Source organism: Acinetobacter sp. CIP 53.82, from assembly GCF_000369465.1.
Classification (GTDB): Bacteria; Pseudomonadota; Gammaproteobacteria; order Pseudomonadales; family Moraxellaceae; genus Acinetobacter; species Acinetobacter indicus.
Genome location: NZ_KB850045.1, coordinates 747,381 through 763,143 on the forward strand (window position 1 = coordinate 747,381; position 15,763 = coordinate 763,143).

Annotated in this window: 18 protein-coding genes; 16 read left to right on the forward strand and 2 right to left on the reverse strand. The window is 45.1% G+C overall.

Going from position 1 to position 15,763, the window contains the following annotated elements; genetic code table 11:
- Positions 1–4 precede the first annotated feature (4 nt).
- From F905_RS04095 to pyrF, 14 genes are all read left to right on the forward strand, one after another.
- A complete protein-coding gene (locus F905_RS04095) occupies positions 5–577 on the forward strand; it encodes a prepilin-type N-terminal cleavage/methylation domain-containing protein (RefSeq protein ID WP_005177504.1) in 573 nt (190 codons plus the stop codon).
- Between the two features lie 109 nt (positions 578–686).
- A complete protein-coding gene (gspI, locus tag F905_RS04100) occupies positions 687–1,058 on the forward strand; it encodes a type II secretion system minor pseudopilin GspI (protein WP_228127893.1) in 372 nt (123 codons plus the stop codon).
- Positions 1,055–1,690, forward strand: a complete 636-nt coding sequence (locus F905_RS04105; RefSeq protein ID WP_005177508.1) for a GspJ family type II secretion system protein — start codon at positions 1,055–1,057, stop codon at positions 1,688–1,690. Before gspI ends, F905_RS04105 begins: the two co-directional genes overlap by 4 nt.
- Positions 1,691–1,722: 32 nt before the next feature.
- The gene (gspK, locus tag F905_RS04110; protein ID WP_005177510.1) at positions 1,723–2,670 is read left to right on the forward strand and encodes a type II secretion system minor pseudopilin GspK; all 948 of its coding nucleotides are present in this window, start codon (positions 1,723–1,725) and stop codon (positions 2,668–2,670) included.
- A gap of 147 nt (positions 2,671–2,817) precedes the next feature.
- Positions 2,818–3,414, forward strand: coding sequence for a 6-pyruvoyl trahydropterin synthase family protein (locus F905_RS04115; protein ID WP_005177512.1), 597 nt, complete (start codon positions 2,818–2,820; stop codon positions 3,412–3,414).
- 41 nt (positions 3,415–3,455) lie between these two features.
- A complete protein-coding gene (gene ung, locus F905_RS04120; RefSeq protein ID WP_005177514.1) occupies positions 3,456–4,169 on the forward strand; it encodes a uracil-DNA glycosylase in 714 nt (237 codons plus the stop codon).
- Entirely contained in the window at positions 4,166–5,290 is a 1,125-nt protein-coding gene (locus tag F905_RS04125; RefSeq protein ID WP_005177517.1) for an enoyl-CoA hydratase/isomerase family protein, read from the forward strand. Before ung ends, F905_RS04125 begins: the two co-directional genes overlap by 4 nt.
- A 3-nt stretch (positions 5,291–5,293) precedes the next feature.
- Positions 5,294–5,815, forward strand: a complete 522-nt coding sequence (tadA, locus tag F905_RS04130; protein WP_005177522.1) for a tRNA adenosine(34) deaminase TadA — start codon at positions 5,294–5,296, stop codon at positions 5,813–5,815.
- Between the two features lie 57 nt (positions 5,816–5,872).
- The gene (locus tag F905_RS04135) at positions 5,873–6,304 is read left to right on the forward strand and encodes an SRPBCC family protein (RefSeq protein WP_005177523.1); all 432 of its coding nucleotides are present in this window, start codon (positions 5,873–5,875) and stop codon (positions 6,302–6,304) included.
- A gap of 27 nt (positions 6,305–6,331) precedes the next feature.
- Entirely contained in the window at positions 6,332–7,015 is a 684-nt protein-coding gene (cmk, locus tag F905_RS04140) for a (d)CMP kinase (RefSeq protein WP_005177526.1), read from the forward strand.
- Between the two features lie 106 nt (positions 7,016–7,121).
- Entirely contained in the window at positions 7,122–8,798 is a 1,677-nt protein-coding gene (rpsA, locus tag F905_RS04145) for a 30S ribosomal protein S1 (RefSeq protein WP_005177527.1), read from the forward strand.
- A gap of 160 nt (positions 8,799–8,958) precedes the next feature.
- Complete coding sequence (locus F905_RS04150; protein ID WP_005177533.1) at positions 8,959–9,264, forward strand: integration host factor subunit beta; 306 nt, start codon at positions 8,959–8,961, stop codon at positions 9,262–9,264.
- 25 nt (positions 9,265–9,289) lie between these two features.
- Positions 9,290–9,655, forward strand: coding sequence for a lipopolysaccharide assembly protein LapA domain-containing protein (locus F905_RS04155; RefSeq protein ID WP_005177535.1), 366 nt, complete (start codon positions 9,290–9,292; stop codon positions 9,653–9,655).
- A 246-nt stretch (positions 9,656–9,901) separates the two neighbouring features.
- The gene (pyrF, locus tag F905_RS04160; protein WP_005177537.1) at positions 9,902–10,582 is read left to right on the forward strand and encodes an orotidine-5'-phosphate decarboxylase; all 681 of its coding nucleotides are present in this window, start codon (positions 9,902–9,904) and stop codon (positions 10,580–10,582) included.
- A gap of 69 nt (positions 10,583–10,651) precedes the next feature.
- Here the strand turns inward: pyrF and F905_RS04165 are convergent, their stop codons facing one another.
- Complete coding sequence (locus F905_RS04165) at positions 10,652–11,560, reverse strand: LysO family transporter (protein ID WP_005177539.1); 909 nt, start codon at positions 11,558–11,560, stop codon at positions 10,652–10,654.
- A gap of 41 nt (positions 11,561–11,601) precedes the next feature.
- Positions 11,602–13,131, reverse strand: coding sequence for a flavin-containing monooxygenase (locus F905_RS04170; RefSeq protein ID WP_005177544.1), 1,530 nt, complete (start codon positions 13,129–13,131; stop codon positions 11,602–11,604).
- Between the two features lie 157 nt (positions 13,132–13,288).
- Here F905_RS04170 and F905_RS04175 point away from each other — a divergent pair, with 157 nt between their 5' ends.
- Together F905_RS04175 and zapE are read left to right on the forward strand one after the other, a co-directional pair.
- Entirely contained in the window at positions 13,289–14,296 is a 1,008-nt protein-coding gene (locus tag F905_RS04175; RefSeq protein WP_005177547.1) for an AraC family transcriptional regulator, read from the forward strand.
- An 83-nt stretch (positions 14,297–14,379) separates the two neighbouring features.
- On the forward strand, positions 14,380–15,534 hold the full coding sequence (gene zapE / locus F905_RS04180) for a cell division protein ZapE (RefSeq protein WP_005177549.1): 1,155 nt from the start codon (positions 14,380–14,382) through the stop codon (positions 15,532–15,534).
- Positions 15,535–15,763 lie beyond the last annotated feature (229 nt).

Sequence of the window (15,763 nt, forward strand, 5' to 3'; positions counted from 1 at the left end):
CCTCATGACTAGATCGCATCATTTCTCATCTGTTCGTGGTTTTACACTCATTGAATTGATGGTGGTGATTGTGATCATGGCCATTGCTGCCTCACTGGTGCTGATGAATATCGGCGGGGTGGATCAGCGCAGTGCTATGCAGGCACGTGAAATGTTTTTAATGGATGTGAAAAAGCTGCAACGCGAAGCAGATGATCAGTCGCGTGTGCTGGCCCTAAATGTGCAAAATGCCAGCGATGTGTCACCATTTCGTTATGAAGTTCTGGAATATTTGCCAGCAACCACCGCTACCGACAGTTCAAGTGTCATGCTCAGTCAAACCGCGACCCGCTGGCAAAAATATGCCGAATTTGAGATGCAAAGTTTGCCCGATGGGGTGAGCTTTCAGATTCAGCCTTTACAACACGGATTTGAGAATGCGCAGAATGCCGCCTTGCTGCAAGGCGATGCCCCGAAACTGATCTGGCTGGGTAATGGTGAAGTCAAGCCGGTTCGAATTCAGTTTTATTTCGAGCAGCGTCCGGTTGGGGCTGAAATAGAAATTGATCATCTGGGTAAGATCGTGAATGAAGAATAAATTATTTTCAGCGTTCTCGCCTGATCTGCAAAAACTAGACCGGCTTTCCAGCTGTTCAACATCCGCGTACCGATTACGAGCACATCCGCATCAGACCCGATTCAAACGTATTGCCGGTTTTACCTTATTAGAAGTGATGGTGGCACTGGCGATTTTCGCTACAGCTGCCATGGCACTGACCCAAGTGGCCATGCAATATACCCAGTCAACCTCTCATGCCATTTTAAGAACCAAAGCGCAGTTTGTGGCCTTAAACGAACAGGCTCTAATGGAAATCCAGCAGGACTGGCTGACGGGTACGCAATCAAAACAGGTCACCCAGCAAGGTGAAAACTGGCAAATTGATAAAAGTGCACAGCCCACCATTAGCCCGAATGTGCAGCGGGTAGAAGTGCAGGTCAGCTTATTTAACCCCGATACCGGCCAGGCGGAAGCTGGCATCACCCATTTGGTGTTTTTTAATCATGGGGTGGCGCAATGATTAAGGCTAAACGCGGATTTACCCTGGTCGAACTGCTGGTGGCCATTGCCATCTTTGCGGTGCTGTCTGCCTTGGGTTGGAAAGTATTTGATTATCTGGTCAAGGTCAAAGACCGTAACCAGTGGCATGAACAGCAGTTAGAAGGATTGCAGGGTGCCTATCATCAAATTTTACGTGACAGCATTCAGATTGTGCCGCTGACCGCCAACATCAATAATGATATTCAGCCAGCTTTGGTATTACAAAACGGCCGTTTTAATTTTAGCAAGACCGGTGTGACCGATCCTTTGCAGCAGGGCATTGCGCCCACTGAACGGATTGAATATCAGTACCGGGCCGACGAACAAAAACTGTATCGTCTGAAATATGCCAATTTGCATCAGTCCGGGCAGGATCAGCCGGTTTCCAGCGTGTTATTGGGCGATGTTAGCCAATTTCAGGTCAGTGTGCTGAATCCGCAGGAACTGAGTAACTGGCCAGACAGCAGTATTGACTTAAATGATGATCAACAAAAACGTAAACTGCCAAAAGGCATTAAAATAAATTTAACCGTACAAGATGTACAATATGAATGGATTTTTAGCCTGTTAAATACCGACTTCCTGAAATCAGACAATAAAACCACATCATAAGACAGGCAGTGAATGGGGCAATGGGACAGAACATGAAGCAGCAACAGGGTATTGCGCTAATCACCATTTTAATGATGGTGGCATTGGCTACCATTTTGGCGGCGACCATTGCCAAACGTCAGGCCTATACCGCAGAAAGTACCGCTTATTTAATGCGGCAGAACCAGTCCTTGCTCTATGCCAAAAGTGCCGAAGCCTTCTTTGCCGAATTACTCAAAGATGATGCTGAAAATGCTGCCGAGGTCGATCATTTGCAAGAAAACTGGGCCCAGCCAATGCCAGCTTTTCCTGTCGAAGATGGTTTTGTGTCGGGTGTGTTGAGTGATGAATCGGGGAAATTCAATTTAAATGCCTTGCTGAATGACAATGGTGGTGTCAATGAAAATGCCAAACTGTATTTTGAACGGCTGCTGGTGCGTGTTGGCTTGCCTGCCCAAATCAGTGAAGCGGTAATTGACTGGCAAGATGCCGATGATTTACCCATCGGGCCGATGGGTGCCGAGAGTAGCTATTATCAGGGCCTACCTAATGGTTATTTACCTTCAAATTCCCTGTTTTATAGTGTCGAAGAACTGAAACAGGTACGCGGCTTTGAAGAAGGTCAATATCAGCTGTTACTGCCTTATGTCAGTGCTTTGCCGAACCGCAGTACCAGTATCAACATCAATACGGCACCGGCTTTGGTGCTGGCCAGTATTGATGACAAGCTGGATGTGAACCAGATTCAGCAGGTGCTGGAACAGCGCCAGGCCAATCTGGAGCATTTTGCCAATACGCAGGAACTGTGGGAGCTGGATGCCTTTAAACAGGTGGATGCCGCCCTGAAAGCTCAGGTCGGTGCTTTACTGGGGGTACAGTCCAATTACTTTAAGGCAAAAATTGAAGTGATGCTGAGTGAACGCAAACGCCAGTTTAGCAGTGATCTGGTGCGCGATAAAAAAACGGTTTATGTGGCCTATCGCAGCATGGCACCATTTTAAAACACAGCCTTTCAGCGCAATTTTCACTGTGCATAAAGCGAGATAGGTTTTAGCTATCAAGTTAAACAGCAAATTTAATGCTTATTCCTTTAATTTTGCTTTATAATTAATAGTCGATTCACAAATAATCTGGCCTGATCGGGACACATGTTAATTCGTAAGTTATTTAAGTTTGAAAATGCTCATATTGTGCGTAACTGCACTTCAGACCGCTGTAAACGTTCAATACACGGCCATAGCTATAAAGTTGAGCTGTTACTTAAGGCAACGAAATTAGATCATGGTCAAATGGTCTATGATTTTGGCTTGCTAAAAGGTGTGATTAAAGAAATTTTTGATTCTTTCGATCATGCGATCTGTTTCTGGCAACAGGACAATCCGGATTATATTCAGGCCTGCCAAAACTTCAGTGCACGCTGGGTCTCTTTACCAGTATCGCCATCTGCCGAGCAGTTTTCCCGTATTTTCTTCTTTCTGGCGCAGCAGGTGCTGGCCTCAACCATCACCCAGAATGGTGAAGGTGATGTTGAAGTCTATTCGGTAATTGTGCATGAAACCGATACCGGTTATGCGCAAAGCTTTTTAGAAGATATTGAAAACGAACAAATGGGACGGCTTGCCCTGGATCAGATCGAGTTTTCAGCGCAGGTGCGCGCGGAATGGTCAGATCCCGAGATGTATGAAAAATTGAAACAGGGTATTAAATTCCAAAACCCAAGCGTAGATTTACAGGTTAAACTCTAATACACACATCCTGACATGGATATAAAGGATTTAATACAGGTATGTCTTTAACTGAACAGCAACACGCGAAACTGGAGAAGGTTCAGTTAGATGCGAGCTGGAAATATGCCCTGAGCGATTTTTTGCTGGGTGAGAAAATGGATGCCTTAAAAGCATTCCTACTCGAAGAAAAACAAGCCAATAAAGTGATTTATCCACCAAGTGGCTTAATTTTTAATGCACTAAATACCACGCCGCTAGAGCAGGTCAAAGTCGTTATTCTGGGCCAAGATCCTTATCATGGTCCGAATCAGGCACATGGCCTGAGCTTTTCTGTGCAGAGAGGGGTTGCATTACCGCCATCTTTACGTAATATTTTCCATGAGTTACATACCGACTTGGGGCTAGATATTCCCAAGCATGGCGATTTAACCCGTTGGGCGGAACAGGGTGTGCTGCTGTTAAACAGTGTCCTGACTGTTGAGGCTGCACAGCCAACATCGCATCAGAAGCGGGGCTGGGAAGAATTTACAGATCATGTGATTGATGTCTTAAATGAACAGCGTGAGCATATTGTGTTCATTTTATGGGGTGCCTATGCACAGCGTAAGGGACAACGCATTGATCCGAATAAACACTTAATCTTGAAAGCCGCACATCCGTCGCCGCTGGCGGCAAACCGTGGTGGTTTTTTTGGATGTAAAGTGTTTTCAAAAACAAATAATTACCTGAAACAACATGGCATTGAGCCTATAGACTGGCAGCTGGACGCATGACACAAACTCCCGTATTGAAACAGTATCATCCCGATTTAATTGTTGAAGAAGCACAAAATGGCTGGCGTATTGTTCGTTTGAACCGCCCAAAGTCATTACATGCACTGGATGAATCTATCGTGACTGCTTTACTGGAAGTCTTTCAGGACTTTCATACGGATGAGCAGGTGAAAGCCATTTGGCTTGACTCTACTACACCAAAAGCCTTCTGTGCCGGCGGAGATGTGCGCAAACTGCGTCAACTGGTGATTAATGACGAAGTTGAGGCCGCCAATAAATTCTTTGAACAGGAATATGCGCTGGATTTGTTGCTGCATAACTATGCCAAGCCGGTGCTGGTCTGGGGTGAAGGTTATGTGATGGGTGGTGGTCTTGGTCTGTTTATGGCAGCACCATTCCGTCTGGTAACCCCACATTCACGTCTGGCAATGCCGGAAATTAATATTGGTCTTTATCCGGATGTAGGTGCATCGCGCTTTCTGGCAGATCGGGGTGCTATTGGTCTGTTCACTGGTTTAACCGGTTCGATTATGACTGCCGCCGGCGCTTACGGAATTGGCTGGGCCACACATATCTGCGATGTCGCACGTGATGTGGTGTTGGACCGGATGATTAATATTGACTGGGATCATTATCCGGCCGGTGATTTCCGTGCTATTGATGACACTTTGAACAGTATGCATCGTCCGGTTGGACCAGGACCATTACAGAATTCATTGGATGTAATTCATAGCGTGTGTCGTGGTGTCAACTTTGAACATGACTATGAAGCAATTGTCGGTTTAAGTGATGCGCGTAGCGACTGGCTGCGTCAGGCCAGTGAAAACCTGCAAAAAGGTTCACTGACAACTGCAGCCCTAAGCTGGTTATTATGGCAATGGGGCAAACAGGTGCATTCATGGAATGAAGTGTTTGAACTGGAAACCCAGATTTCGGCCTGGAAAATCAATCACCCTGACTTTGTTGAGGGTGTGCGTGCCCGTCTGGTCGATAAGGATTTATCTCCAGAGTGGAAGCAGGGCGCTGATCGCAGCCTGAAAGGTATTCTGGCCGATGATCCACCGGTGACTTCAATTCAAAGCTGGAATGACCTCCTGAAACGTCATGGTGTTATCAGCTGATTTATGTCTGATGTAGAAGTTTATTCTGATGAATACTGGATGCAGCATGCTTTTGAGCAGGCTGCATTAGCGGCCTCGCAGGGAGAAATTCCTGTCGGGGCAATTTTAGTCAGTCAGAACCAGATTATTGGGTCGGGCTATAATGCGCCCATTTCCCTGAATGATCCTACCGCGCATGCTGAAATTCTGGCCATTCGTCAAGCCTGTATTCACATTGAAAATTATCGCTTGCCGGAAGATACCACGCTTTATGTTACGCTTGAGCCGTGTACTATGTGTGTGGGTGCGCTGATTCATGCCCGAGTAAAACGGGTAGTCTTTGGCACCACCGAGCCGAAAGCCGGTTCTCTGGTCAGTGCACGCCAATTGCTGGACAGTGGCTATTATAATCATCTGTTTGAGTTTGAAGCGGGTTGTTTACAAGCCCAATGTGCAGCCCAGCTGAGTGATTTTTTCAAGCTGCGTCGTGAGCAGAAAAGACAGCAAAAATTACAACAAAAGTCCTTAAATGATCAGAATCTTTAAAGCATTTTCCTCTACACTAAGCCGTGTATGTGATTGAATCCCTTTAGGAACAATAAAATGAACGCTATTCAAATTAAAAAAGAATTTAATGCGCCTGTAGCACAGGTATTTGAATTAATGTCGAAACATGCCACCTATAACACCGCTTTTGCACCTTTACAGGTTAAGCGTGTCAAGGATTCCGCTGATCCTGAACGCCCGGATGGTGTGGGTTCAGTGCGCCGGATGGGTTTTGGCCCGGTTAAGCCTTTGCAGGAGCAGATTACGGTGCTCGAGCCAAATCAAAGGATTGAATATAAAATTATTAAAAATCCGTTGGTGAAACATCATTTGGGCATGATTGAATTTGAGCCTGTGGCGGAAGATAAAACCCTGGTGACCTACCGGATTGAGCTACAGGCACGCGCGCCTTTTGTTAGTAAACTCATTCTTGCCCAGTTGAAAACTGCAATTAAAATCGGTTTAAGTAAACTGGCGAAATCTGTATAAAAATCTGTAAATATGTCTGGAAACGCAATGACAGTTCAAATTATTACCATTGATGGGCCAAGTGGCTCAGGTAAAGGTACGCTTGCCGCCAAACTGGCTGCACATTATCAATTTCACTTGCTGGACTCAGGCGCGTTGTATCGTCTGCTTGGGCTGTCATTGCATAAGGCAGATTTGCTGGAAAGTCTGAGTAGCGAACTGAGCAAATGCATCGAAATTGCAACAAATTTAGACATCAAATTTCAGAGCACGGCAACCGGCACTCAGGTTATGCTGGATGGTGAAGATGTCAGTCAGACCATTCGTACCGAACGTGTCGGAGAATATGCTTCAAAAGTCGCAGCAATTCCGGAACTTAGAACGGCATTGTTGGCCCGTCAGCGTGCTTTTGCCCAGGTGCCGGGGCTGGTAGCCGATGGTCGTGACATGGCCACCTCCATTTTTCCTGAAGCACAAGCCAAAATTTATCTGACTGCATCGGCAGAGTCGCGCGCGCAAAGACGTGTAAAACAGTTGCAGGGTATGGGGCTGGATGCTAAAATAAACGACATTTTAGCTAATATCGAAGCTCGCGACAAACGAGATATGGAGCGCGAAGTTGCTCCACTCAAGCCAGCGGTTGATGCTTACATCATTGACAGTTCAGATTTGAACATCGATGAAGTCTTTCAACTGATGACACGTTATGTCGACCAGCAATTAGCAAACTAAATTTATTCAGCGAATGCATAGCTTGATCAGTTTTATACGGACTATGTAAACGCTTAACTAAACCGGCCTTGTCTGATCCAAGACCGCTGACTTTATCGGAAATATCATGACCGAATCTTTTGCAGCCCTCTTTGAAGAAAGCGAATTAAACCTCAACGTTGAAAAGGGTGCTGTCATCCAAGGCGTTGTAGTAAGCATCGACTCTGATTGGGTAACAGTTGACACTGGCCTTAAATCTGAAGGTATTGTTGACCGTGCTGAATTCTTAAATGAACAACGTGAACTTGAAGTTCAAGTTGGTGATACTGTTGATGTTGTTGTTGAAGCTCTCGACAACGGTATGGGTCAAACAGTTTTATCACGTGAAAAAGCGAAACGTGCTGAAACTTGGACTAAACTTGAAAAAATCTTTGAAGACGGCGAAATCGTTACTGGTGTTATCTCTGGTAAAGTTAAAGGCGGTTTCACTGTTGACATCGGTCCAGTTCGTGCGTTCTTACCAGGTTCTTTGGTAGACACTCGTCCTATCCGTGACACAACTCACCTTGAAGGTAAAGAGTTAGAATTCAAAGTTATCAAGCTTGACGCTAAACGTAACAACGTTGTTGTTTCTCGTCGTGCTGTTATGGAAGCTGAATCTTCAGCTGACCGTGAAGCGCTTCTTGCTCAGCTTGAAGAAGGTCAAACAGTTACAGGTACGATCAAGAACCTTACTGATTACGGCGCGTTCGTTGACCTTGGCGGTATCGATGGTCTTCTTCACATCACTGACATGGCTTGGAAACGTATCAAGCACCCATCAGAAGTTGTTGAAGTTGGTCAAGAAGTTACTGTTAAAGTACTTAAGTTTGACAAAGAACGTAACCGCGTATCTTTAGGCCTGAAACAATTAGGCGAAGATCCATGGTTAGCGATCATGAGCCGTTATCCTAAAGGTTCTATCGTTAAAGCTCGCGTAACTAACTTAACTGACTACGGTTGCTTCGCTGAAATCGCTGAAGGCGTTGAAGGCTTAGTACACGTTTCAGAAATGGACCACACCAACAAAAACATCCACCCATCTAAAGTTGTTCAGATCGGTGACGAAGTTGACGTTATGGTTCTTGAAGTTGATGAAGAGCGTCGTCGTATTTCTCTTGGTATCAAACAAACTCGTGCTAACCCATGGGAAGAGTTTGCTAAGAACCACGACAAAGGTGAAAAAGTTTCAGGTACAATCAAGTCAATCACTGACTTCGGTATCTTCATTGGTTTACCAGGCGGTATCGATGGTCTAGTTCACTTGTCTGACATCTCTTGGAACGAACAAGGCGAAGAAGCGATTCGTCGTTACAAGAAAGGTGACACTGTTGAAGCGGTTATCCTGTCTGTAGATGCTGAAGGCAACCGTATCAGCCTTGGTATCAAGCAATTGAACAGCGATCCATTCAACGATTTCTTAGCTGCTAACGAACGCGGTGCGCTGGTTAAAGGTACTGTAACTGCTGTTGACGCGAAAGGCGCGACTGTTAAGTTGGCTGACGAAGTTGAAGCAACTCTGAAAGCATCTGAAATCAACCGCGACCGCGTTGAAGATGCAACTAAGTTCTTAGAAGTTGGTCAAGAAGTTGAAGCGAAAATCATCAACGTTGACCGTAAGTCTCGCTCTATCAACTTGTCTATCAAAGCGAAAGACGAAGCTGAAGAGAAAGAAGCAGTAGCTAACTTACGTCAAGCAACAGCTTCTCAAGACAATGGTCCTAAGACTATTGGTGATCTGATCAAAGCTCAGATGAACCACTAAGTAGCCGTGGAAAAGTATGATTAATGTAATTTAACTCTTACTTTTTACACAAATACTGTAAACGGTAGCGTAGTATTAACTTATTGCGCTACCGTTTTGTATTTAAACAGGTTATTATCGGTTTTAAGTTAAAGTAGCTTGATAATTAAAGAGGTCGCAGATGACTACTGAAGCACTTAATAAGTCTGACTTAATAGAGCGAATTTCCCTAAAAAATCCACATTTAGCGGAACCTTTAGTTGAAGAAGCTGTTAAGATTATGATTGATCAAATGATTGAATCACTGTCTGCAGATAACCGAATTGAAATTCGTGGATTTGGTAGCTTTGCATTACATCATCGTGAGCCACGTGTAGGTCGTAACCCGAAAACGGGCAAGTCAGTTAAAGTGGCGGCAAAAGCGGTACCTCATTTCAAACCAGGTAAAGCATTGCGCGATGCAGTGAACGCATCTGCAGAGAAATAATTAATTTATATCCTGAGGTGTGTTTATGCGTTACGTCTTAGTCGCATTATTGATTGTACTGTTTGGCTATTCATTGGCTCTGGTTTTACAAAATGGGACCGAGCTGTCGGTTGACCTTTTGTTCACTCAAGTTCCAGCCATGCGTTTGGGGTTATTGTTATTACTGACCCTGGCACTGGGTGTTGTTGTTGGACTTTTACTGGGTGTGCAGATTTTCCGCGTATTCCAGACCAGCTGGGAAATCAAGCGACTGCGTAAAGATATTGACCATCTGCGCAAAGAGCAAATTCATACGGCACAGTTGGCAGCGGCTGAGGCGGCTGCAAATACACGCCATGAAAAAACAGTGGTAGATATTCATCCGAATGATCGTTCATCTACACCTTTATAGCGGGCGCTTGAATAAAGTTGAATGGCTTTATTCAGGGTCTGCAACTTGAAATATTTAACGCTTAAGAGCTGATCTCTTAAGCGTTTTTTTATACAGCCATGTTTTGAAATGCTTAGTTTGATCTATAAGGTTTTATAAATAAGCAGCTTAATTTAACTGCTTTGCTTATATTCAATAAAATTCACTTGGTTGCCAGATTTGAAATTCGTATAATGCTTTAATTTTGTCAGTTTTAAGGGTCTTCTCATGAGTATTATCGTTGCTTTAGATGCAAAAAGTCATTACGACGCAATGACAATTGCCGAGCAGCTAGACCCAGCCTTATGTCGGGTCAAGGTCGGTAAAGAGCTGTTTACCCATGAAGGGCCAGCAGTGGTCAAAGCACTGCAAGATAAAGGCTTTGAAGTTTTTCTGGATTTGAAATTCCACGATATTCCTAATACCACGGCTCAGGCTGTATGTGCGGCAGCAGACTTAGGGGTGTGGATGGTGAATGTGCATGCCTCTGGCGGCCGAAAAATGATGGAAACCTGTGTAGAGCGCTTAAAAGCAGGGAATTACAACACCCAGCTTATTGCGGTGACTGTTCTGACCTCAATGGGTCGTGAAGATTTACGTGATATCGGTTTAGATATTGAGCCATTTGAACAGGTGAAGCGTTTAGCCGCCTTAACCAAAGACAGCGGTTTAGATGGCGTAGTTTGTTCAGCGCAAGAAGCCAAGATGCTACGTGAAAGCTTGGGTCAAGAATTTGCTCTGGTAACGCCGGGGATTCGCCCTGAAGGTTCAGCTGCAGATGACCAGAAGCGTATCGTCACGCCTAAACAGGCGATGATGGATGGTTCAACACATCTGGTGATTGGTCGCCCAATTACCAAGGCGGAACATCCTCGTCAAATGCTTAAAGATATTCTAGCGACGTTGTAATCTCCCTAACCCCCCCTTTTCCAAAGGGGGACTCCTCCCTTTGTAAAGGGAGGTTGGAAGAGGTTAAATCTAAATCACTGCCAGAATACTGACCACGATAGGTGCCAATACTGACAACACAAAACCACTGACCATGGCATGAGGAATAAAGTCATTGCCACAGGCCTGTTTCACCATTGGTAAGGTCACATCCATCGCTGTAGCGCCGGCAGAAGAAATGGCCGCACGCGGATAACGCCAACCAATCAGATACATCAGCACAATCGCAAAGATTTCGCGGAATAAATCATTCATCAGGGCAATACTGCCCAGTTCAGCTGTACGCAGTTCACTAATTACAATCCCGCTCATGGAATAAAAGCCATAGCCTTGCGACAGCATGATCAGATCTTTTAGGGAAATGTGTGATAGCCAGAATAAGCAGAACAGCGCCCCTAAAATCGAGCCAACAATACAGCCCACTGGCACCAGCAGGATGTTCCAGTTTAACCAGGAGTGGTCAAGTGGCGTACGTGCGAGATCAAAACCAATCATTAGCATAAAGACCAGTAATAAATGCCAGGTACTAATATGTAAATTGAGCTGCCAATATTCACTGCCCAGATAAAGCAGATAACCAGCGGCTAAAGCAATGAAGGCATAACTGATATTGAGTAAGGATTGTAGTACCAGACTGAAGGATACGCGTCCTTGGCTGGGCTGAAAACCGGCCCATTTAAACAGGCCATAACAGCAGGCGAAAGCGCCGAGACTGGTGCTAAATGAAATCAGCATTGCGCTGGTTAAAATACGTTCCGGTTGAGGGATTTGGTTTAAAGTCTGGGCAAATTCAAGTGAAATGGCGATCAGTAGAATATAGCTGAAATAAGGTAACAGTTTCAGCATAAGCTGTTGCAGCCAGCGGGGAAACCGGGCTGCAAAGGCATAGCCGAGATAGAGACAAAATAGTAGCTGGAAAATAAGCCAAAAGGATTGCATCTATACTCGCCTAAAATCAATTCCTGCTTATTATGCCTGAATTAGCTGGCCAGCTGTTGTTTTGCACGTTTATTCAGTAAGCGATAATCAGCCGGATTCACTTTCTGGGTTTTTAACCAGTATTTCCAGGTATAGGTCGGCCAGAGGGCAAAGTTTTTACCGCCATCTTGCTGATACCAGCTGACACAACCGGATTGCCAGATGGTCCCGGCCAGCATCTCCTGAACATAACGGTTATAGTCATCATGAACCTGATCTTTAATGACTATGGCATCGGTCTGGGTACGTTCGACCAGCTTGATCATCTGCAAAATATAGTCAACCTGTGCCTCAATCATAAACACCACTGAATTATGTGCCAGTACGGTATTGGGACCTAGCAGCTGGAACAGGTTGGGAAAGCCTTTGGTGCAAATGCCATAATAACTTTCGGCGCCATCTTTCCAGGCCTGTTTCAGCTCCACGCCATGTTCACCGACACAATCAAACGATTTCAGATAAATGCGCGGATCGGTAATAAAACCGGTGCCATAAATCAGACAATCAATTGGGCGTTCTTTGCCATCTTTGGTGATGATGCTGTGTTCAGTCAGCTCCTGAATGGCATCAGTCACCAGTTCGACATTGGTGCGATTAAAGGTCGGATAATATTTATTGGAGACCAGAATACGTTTACAACCCATAATATAGTCAGGAATCAGCTTGGCGGCGATGCGTTTGTCCTTGACCTGATATTTTAAAAAGGCTTCGGCCAGTTTCTGGGTATATTTCATTACCCCTGGTTTTACAATCGGCACCACGCGGGATTCATTGGACCAGTACAGGCGGGCGCGGTGCAGTTTTCTAAACCAGTCAAACTTTTTAAACAGCTTTTTTTCAAGCTGGCTATAGAGTCGTTCATCGCGTGGAATCACCCAGGCGGCGGTACGCTGAAACACATACAGCTGTCTGGTTTGCGGGGCAATTTCCGGAATATATTGAATGGCACTGCCGCCGGTACCAATTGAGGCGACATTTTTACCGTTTAAGTCGTATTGATGATCCCACTGCGATGAATGAAAGACCTTGCCTTTAAATTTTTCGATCCCTGGAATATGTGGAATTTGCGGCACATGCAAGGGTCCGGAGGCAAATACCACGTATTGGGCAATTAGCTTGCGCTGCTGATTGAGCTCTAAATGCCATTCGCAGTCCTGTTCCTGATAATGCGCAGACAGGACTTCAGTCTGAAACTGGCAATAATCTCTGAGCTGGAACTGATCGGTCAGGCCCTGAATATAGGCAAAAATCTCTGGCGCTTCGGCATAGCGTTTTGACCAGTCGGTTTTGGGCGCAAATGACAGGGAATACATATGCGATTGCACATCACAGGCCGCACCCGGATACTGGTTTTCCCGCCAGGTACCACCAACCTCATTGGCTTTTTCCAGAATAATAAAATCGGTCATCTGTTGCTGCAGCAGGCGAATGGCCATCGCCAAGCCACCAAAACCGGCACCAATAATGGCAATTTTAGTTTTTTGAACGGCATGATTTGTAGAAAAATCATGATTTGACAATGCATCATGCATAGTTGTATATCCTTTTCTTTTTATTTCTATGATTAGCATATAAGCGGGTCAGTGCAGATGCCATGATAGCACTGACAAAAAAATTGATATTTTCGGCAATTTAAAAATAGTGAATGATATAGTAAAACAGATACACAGACGTGACTCAAGCGCCCCTATGAAACGATCCATTCTCGGTCTCATGTACTTAATTCAAGGTATGCGAAATGCCGGAATTGATGTGGACGAGCGTTTGCAAAGTATCGGGCTGCATGCAGATGCACTGGATGCCAGTTCGGTGATTCATCCGCGACTGGAACTGGATATTCTGAAGATTATTGGCGCCGGGGTGCGACCTGAGCAGGGTATTTTTATTGGTCAGCATTATGCACTGGCCGGTTATGGTCCCTTGCTGATGTTACTGGTGACTTCTGACACCATTGCAACCGCGATTGAAAAAGGCATTCAGTATCAGGGGTTGACTCATCTGACTGGGCAGCTAAAGCTGAAACATGAGGCAGATCGGGTGGCGCTGCAATATCTGCCGAATGATCTGGATAGTGATTTGGGCATGCTGCGGGCACAATGTGAAATTTCCGGAACTTTCAAGTTTATTCAGGATCTTTACAAGATGATGAGCCTGAATGTGCCGCAAATCCGTATTGAACTGCCGTTTGCACGGCCAGATCAGGCGCAGGCCCTGGCGGCTTATCATGGCTATTATGGTCATGACTTGTGTTTTGGTCATGACCATGCAGCGTTCTGGTTCGAGCAGTCGGTGCTGGAAGTGAAAATTCCATCCGCCGATTCAATTACCTTTAAGACCTTTGAAGAAAAGTGTATTGAAGAGCTGCGGCGCTTAAAACTGGAAGATCAGGCACCGACCTTGGTGCAGCGAGTCAAAGATTATCTGGAATTGCAGCAGGGCGTGATGCCGACCATGGCAGAAACCGCGCAGGCCTTACAGATTCCAGAGCGTACCTTGCGTCATCAGTTGCAGCAGCTGAACACCAGTTATAAACAGATTCGTGAAGATTTAATCAAAGACAAGGCATTGAGATTAATTGAATATCAAGCTTATTCAATTGAAATGATTGCAGAGTTACTGGGTTATTCAGAACCTGCCGCTTTTAATCATGCCTTTAAACGCTGGTTTGGACAAAGTCCGCGCCAGTATGGGAAATAGCCTAAGCATTTTAAACCCAAAGTGGTATATTGTGCGGCGGTTATCTTCGTTATCATTTATTAACCCCAAAAGTACTGAATAATATGTCTGACTTCAACTCATCCCACAACACAGCATATACTCCATTGTCTCCGGCAGAACGCTATGCACAGGCGTTGGCGTCGGGGCAGTTCATGCCAGATGAAGCACAGGCCGAAGCGGTACACGAGCTGGATCGGGTGTGGCAAGAGTTAATTCAGCGTTATAAAGCCTCGAAAAAGGCCTTTCGCCGTTTTCGTCGTCAGACATCTCCGCGCGGTGTGTATATGTGGGGCGGGGTTGGACGCGGTAAAACCTGGCTGATGGACCAGTTCTATGAATCAATTCCGTTTCGCCGCAAAATCCGTATGCACTTCCATCACTTTATGCAGCATGTGCATCGTGAACTGAACAAACTGTCAGGGCAGCGTAATCCGCTCGATACAGTGGCTGACCAGATTTATAAAGATGCGGTGATCATCTGTTTTGATGAATTCTTTGTATCTAACGTGACTGATGCCATGATTCTCAGCGACCTGTTCCAGAAGCTGTTTAATCGCGGTATTACTTTAGTGGCCACCTCAAACATCGCGCCAGATGGCCTGTATAAAAACGGTATTCACCGTGACCGCTTTATTCCCACCATTGAAATGGTGAAAAAGAACTGTGCCATTTTAAATGTTGATGCCGGAGTAGATTACCGTTTACGCGTGTTAAAGCAGGCACAACTGTTTAAATCCCCATTGACACATGATCATAATGTCTGGATGGCGCAACGTTTTGATGCACTGACTCATACCCAAACCCATTCGGATGAGCCCATTACCATCAACAACCGTTTAATTGAAACGGTGGCGCATACTGAAGATGTGCTGTGGTGTGAATTCTCGGAAATGTGCCTGAAACCGCGTAGCCCGGCTGACTATATTGAAATTGCTAACCTGTACAATACCGTGCTGGTCAGCAATGTGCCGCATTTAACCGATTATCTGGCCGATGGTACACGCCGTTTTATTTATCTGGTCGATGAGTTTTATGATCGTGGTGTAAAACTGCTATTAACCTCTGAAGATTCGATTATTGAACTGTATCAAGGTGAAAAACTGGCCTTTGAAATTGAACGGACGCGTTCACGTTTGCTGGAAATGCAGTCAGATGATTATTTACATGCAGCGCATCGTCAGATTTCAGCTGCGGGTGCATCGACTGAAGCATCTTAATACTGAATTCGACATATTTAAAAAGCGTCCAACCGGGCGCTTTTTTTGTAGCAAAAAATCTTTGCTGCTTTTATCGACATTTTGTTCAATTCATGGCTTAATCTTGGCTAATAATAAAACCCGGAAGGGCTGAAGTGCCGAATTTTCTTTACAATTCTGAACTTAAGTCTAATTCCGACATTTCAAAAACTTTATACACTGTAGGTTATATATTTCGCTTAATGATAAT

What these genes read in the sequence shown, in the direction of transcription:
- F905_RS04095 (WP_005177504.1), top strand. Translation starts at nt 5, where the DNA reads ATGACTAGATCGCATCATTTCTCATCTGTTCGTGGTTTTACACTCATT.
- F905_RS04105 (WP_005177508.1), top strand. Translation starts at nt 1,055, where the DNA reads ATGATTAAGGCTAAACGCGGATTTACCCTGGTCGAACTGCTGGTGGCC.
- gspK (WP_005177510.1), top strand. Translation starts at nt 1,723, where the DNA reads ATGAAGCAGCAACAGGGTATTGCGCTAATCACCATTTTAATGATGGTG.
- F905_RS04115 (WP_005177512.1), top strand. Translation starts at nt 2,818, where the DNA reads ATGTTAATTCGTAAGTTATTTAAGTTTGAAAATGCTCATATTGTGCGT.
- ung (WP_005177514.1), top strand. Translation starts at nt 3,456, where the DNA reads ATGTCTTTAACTGAACAGCAACACGCGAAACTGGAGAAGGTTCAGTTA.
- F905_RS04125 (WP_005177517.1), top strand. Translation starts at nt 4,166, where the DNA reads ATGACACAAACTCCCGTATTGAAACAGTATCATCCCGATTTAATTGTT.
- tadA (WP_005177522.1), top strand. Translation starts at nt 5,294, where the DNA reads ATGTCTGATGTAGAAGTTTATTCTGATGAATACTGGATGCAGCATGCT.
- F905_RS04135 (WP_005177523.1), top strand. Translation starts at nt 5,873, where the DNA reads ATGAACGCTATTCAAATTAAAAAAGAATTTAATGCGCCTGTAGCACAG.
- cmk (WP_005177526.1), top strand. Translation starts at nt 6,332, where the DNA reads ATGACAGTTCAAATTATTACCATTGATGGGCCAAGTGGCTCAGGTAAA.
- rpsA (WP_005177527.1), top strand. Translation starts at nt 7,122, where the DNA reads ATGACCGAATCTTTTGCAGCCCTCTTTGAAGAAAGCGAATTAAACCTC.
- F905_RS04150 (WP_005177533.1), top strand. Translation starts at nt 8,959, where the DNA reads ATGACTACTGAAGCACTTAATAAGTCTGACTTAATAGAGCGAATTTCC.
- F905_RS04155 (WP_005177535.1), top strand. Translation starts at nt 9,290, where the DNA reads ATGCGTTACGTCTTAGTCGCATTATTGATTGTACTGTTTGGCTATTCA.
- pyrF (WP_005177537.1), top strand. Translation starts at nt 9,902, where the DNA reads ATGAGTATTATCGTTGCTTTAGATGCAAAAAGTCATTACGACGCAATG.
- F905_RS04165 (WP_005177539.1), bottom strand. Translation starts at nt 11,560, where the DNA reads ATGCAATCCTTTTGGCTTATTTTCCAGCTACTATTTTGTCTCTATCTC.
- F905_RS04170 (WP_005177544.1), bottom strand. Translation starts at nt 13,131, where the DNA reads ATGCATGATGCATTGTCAAATCATGATTTTTCTACAAATCATGCCGTT.
- F905_RS04175 (WP_005177547.1), top strand. Translation starts at nt 13,289, where the DNA reads ATGAAACGATCCATTCTCGGTCTCATGTACTTAATTCAAGGTATGCGA.
- zapE (WP_005177549.1), top strand. Translation starts at nt 14,380, where the DNA reads ATGTCTGACTTCAACTCATCCCACAACACAGCATATACTCCATTGTCT.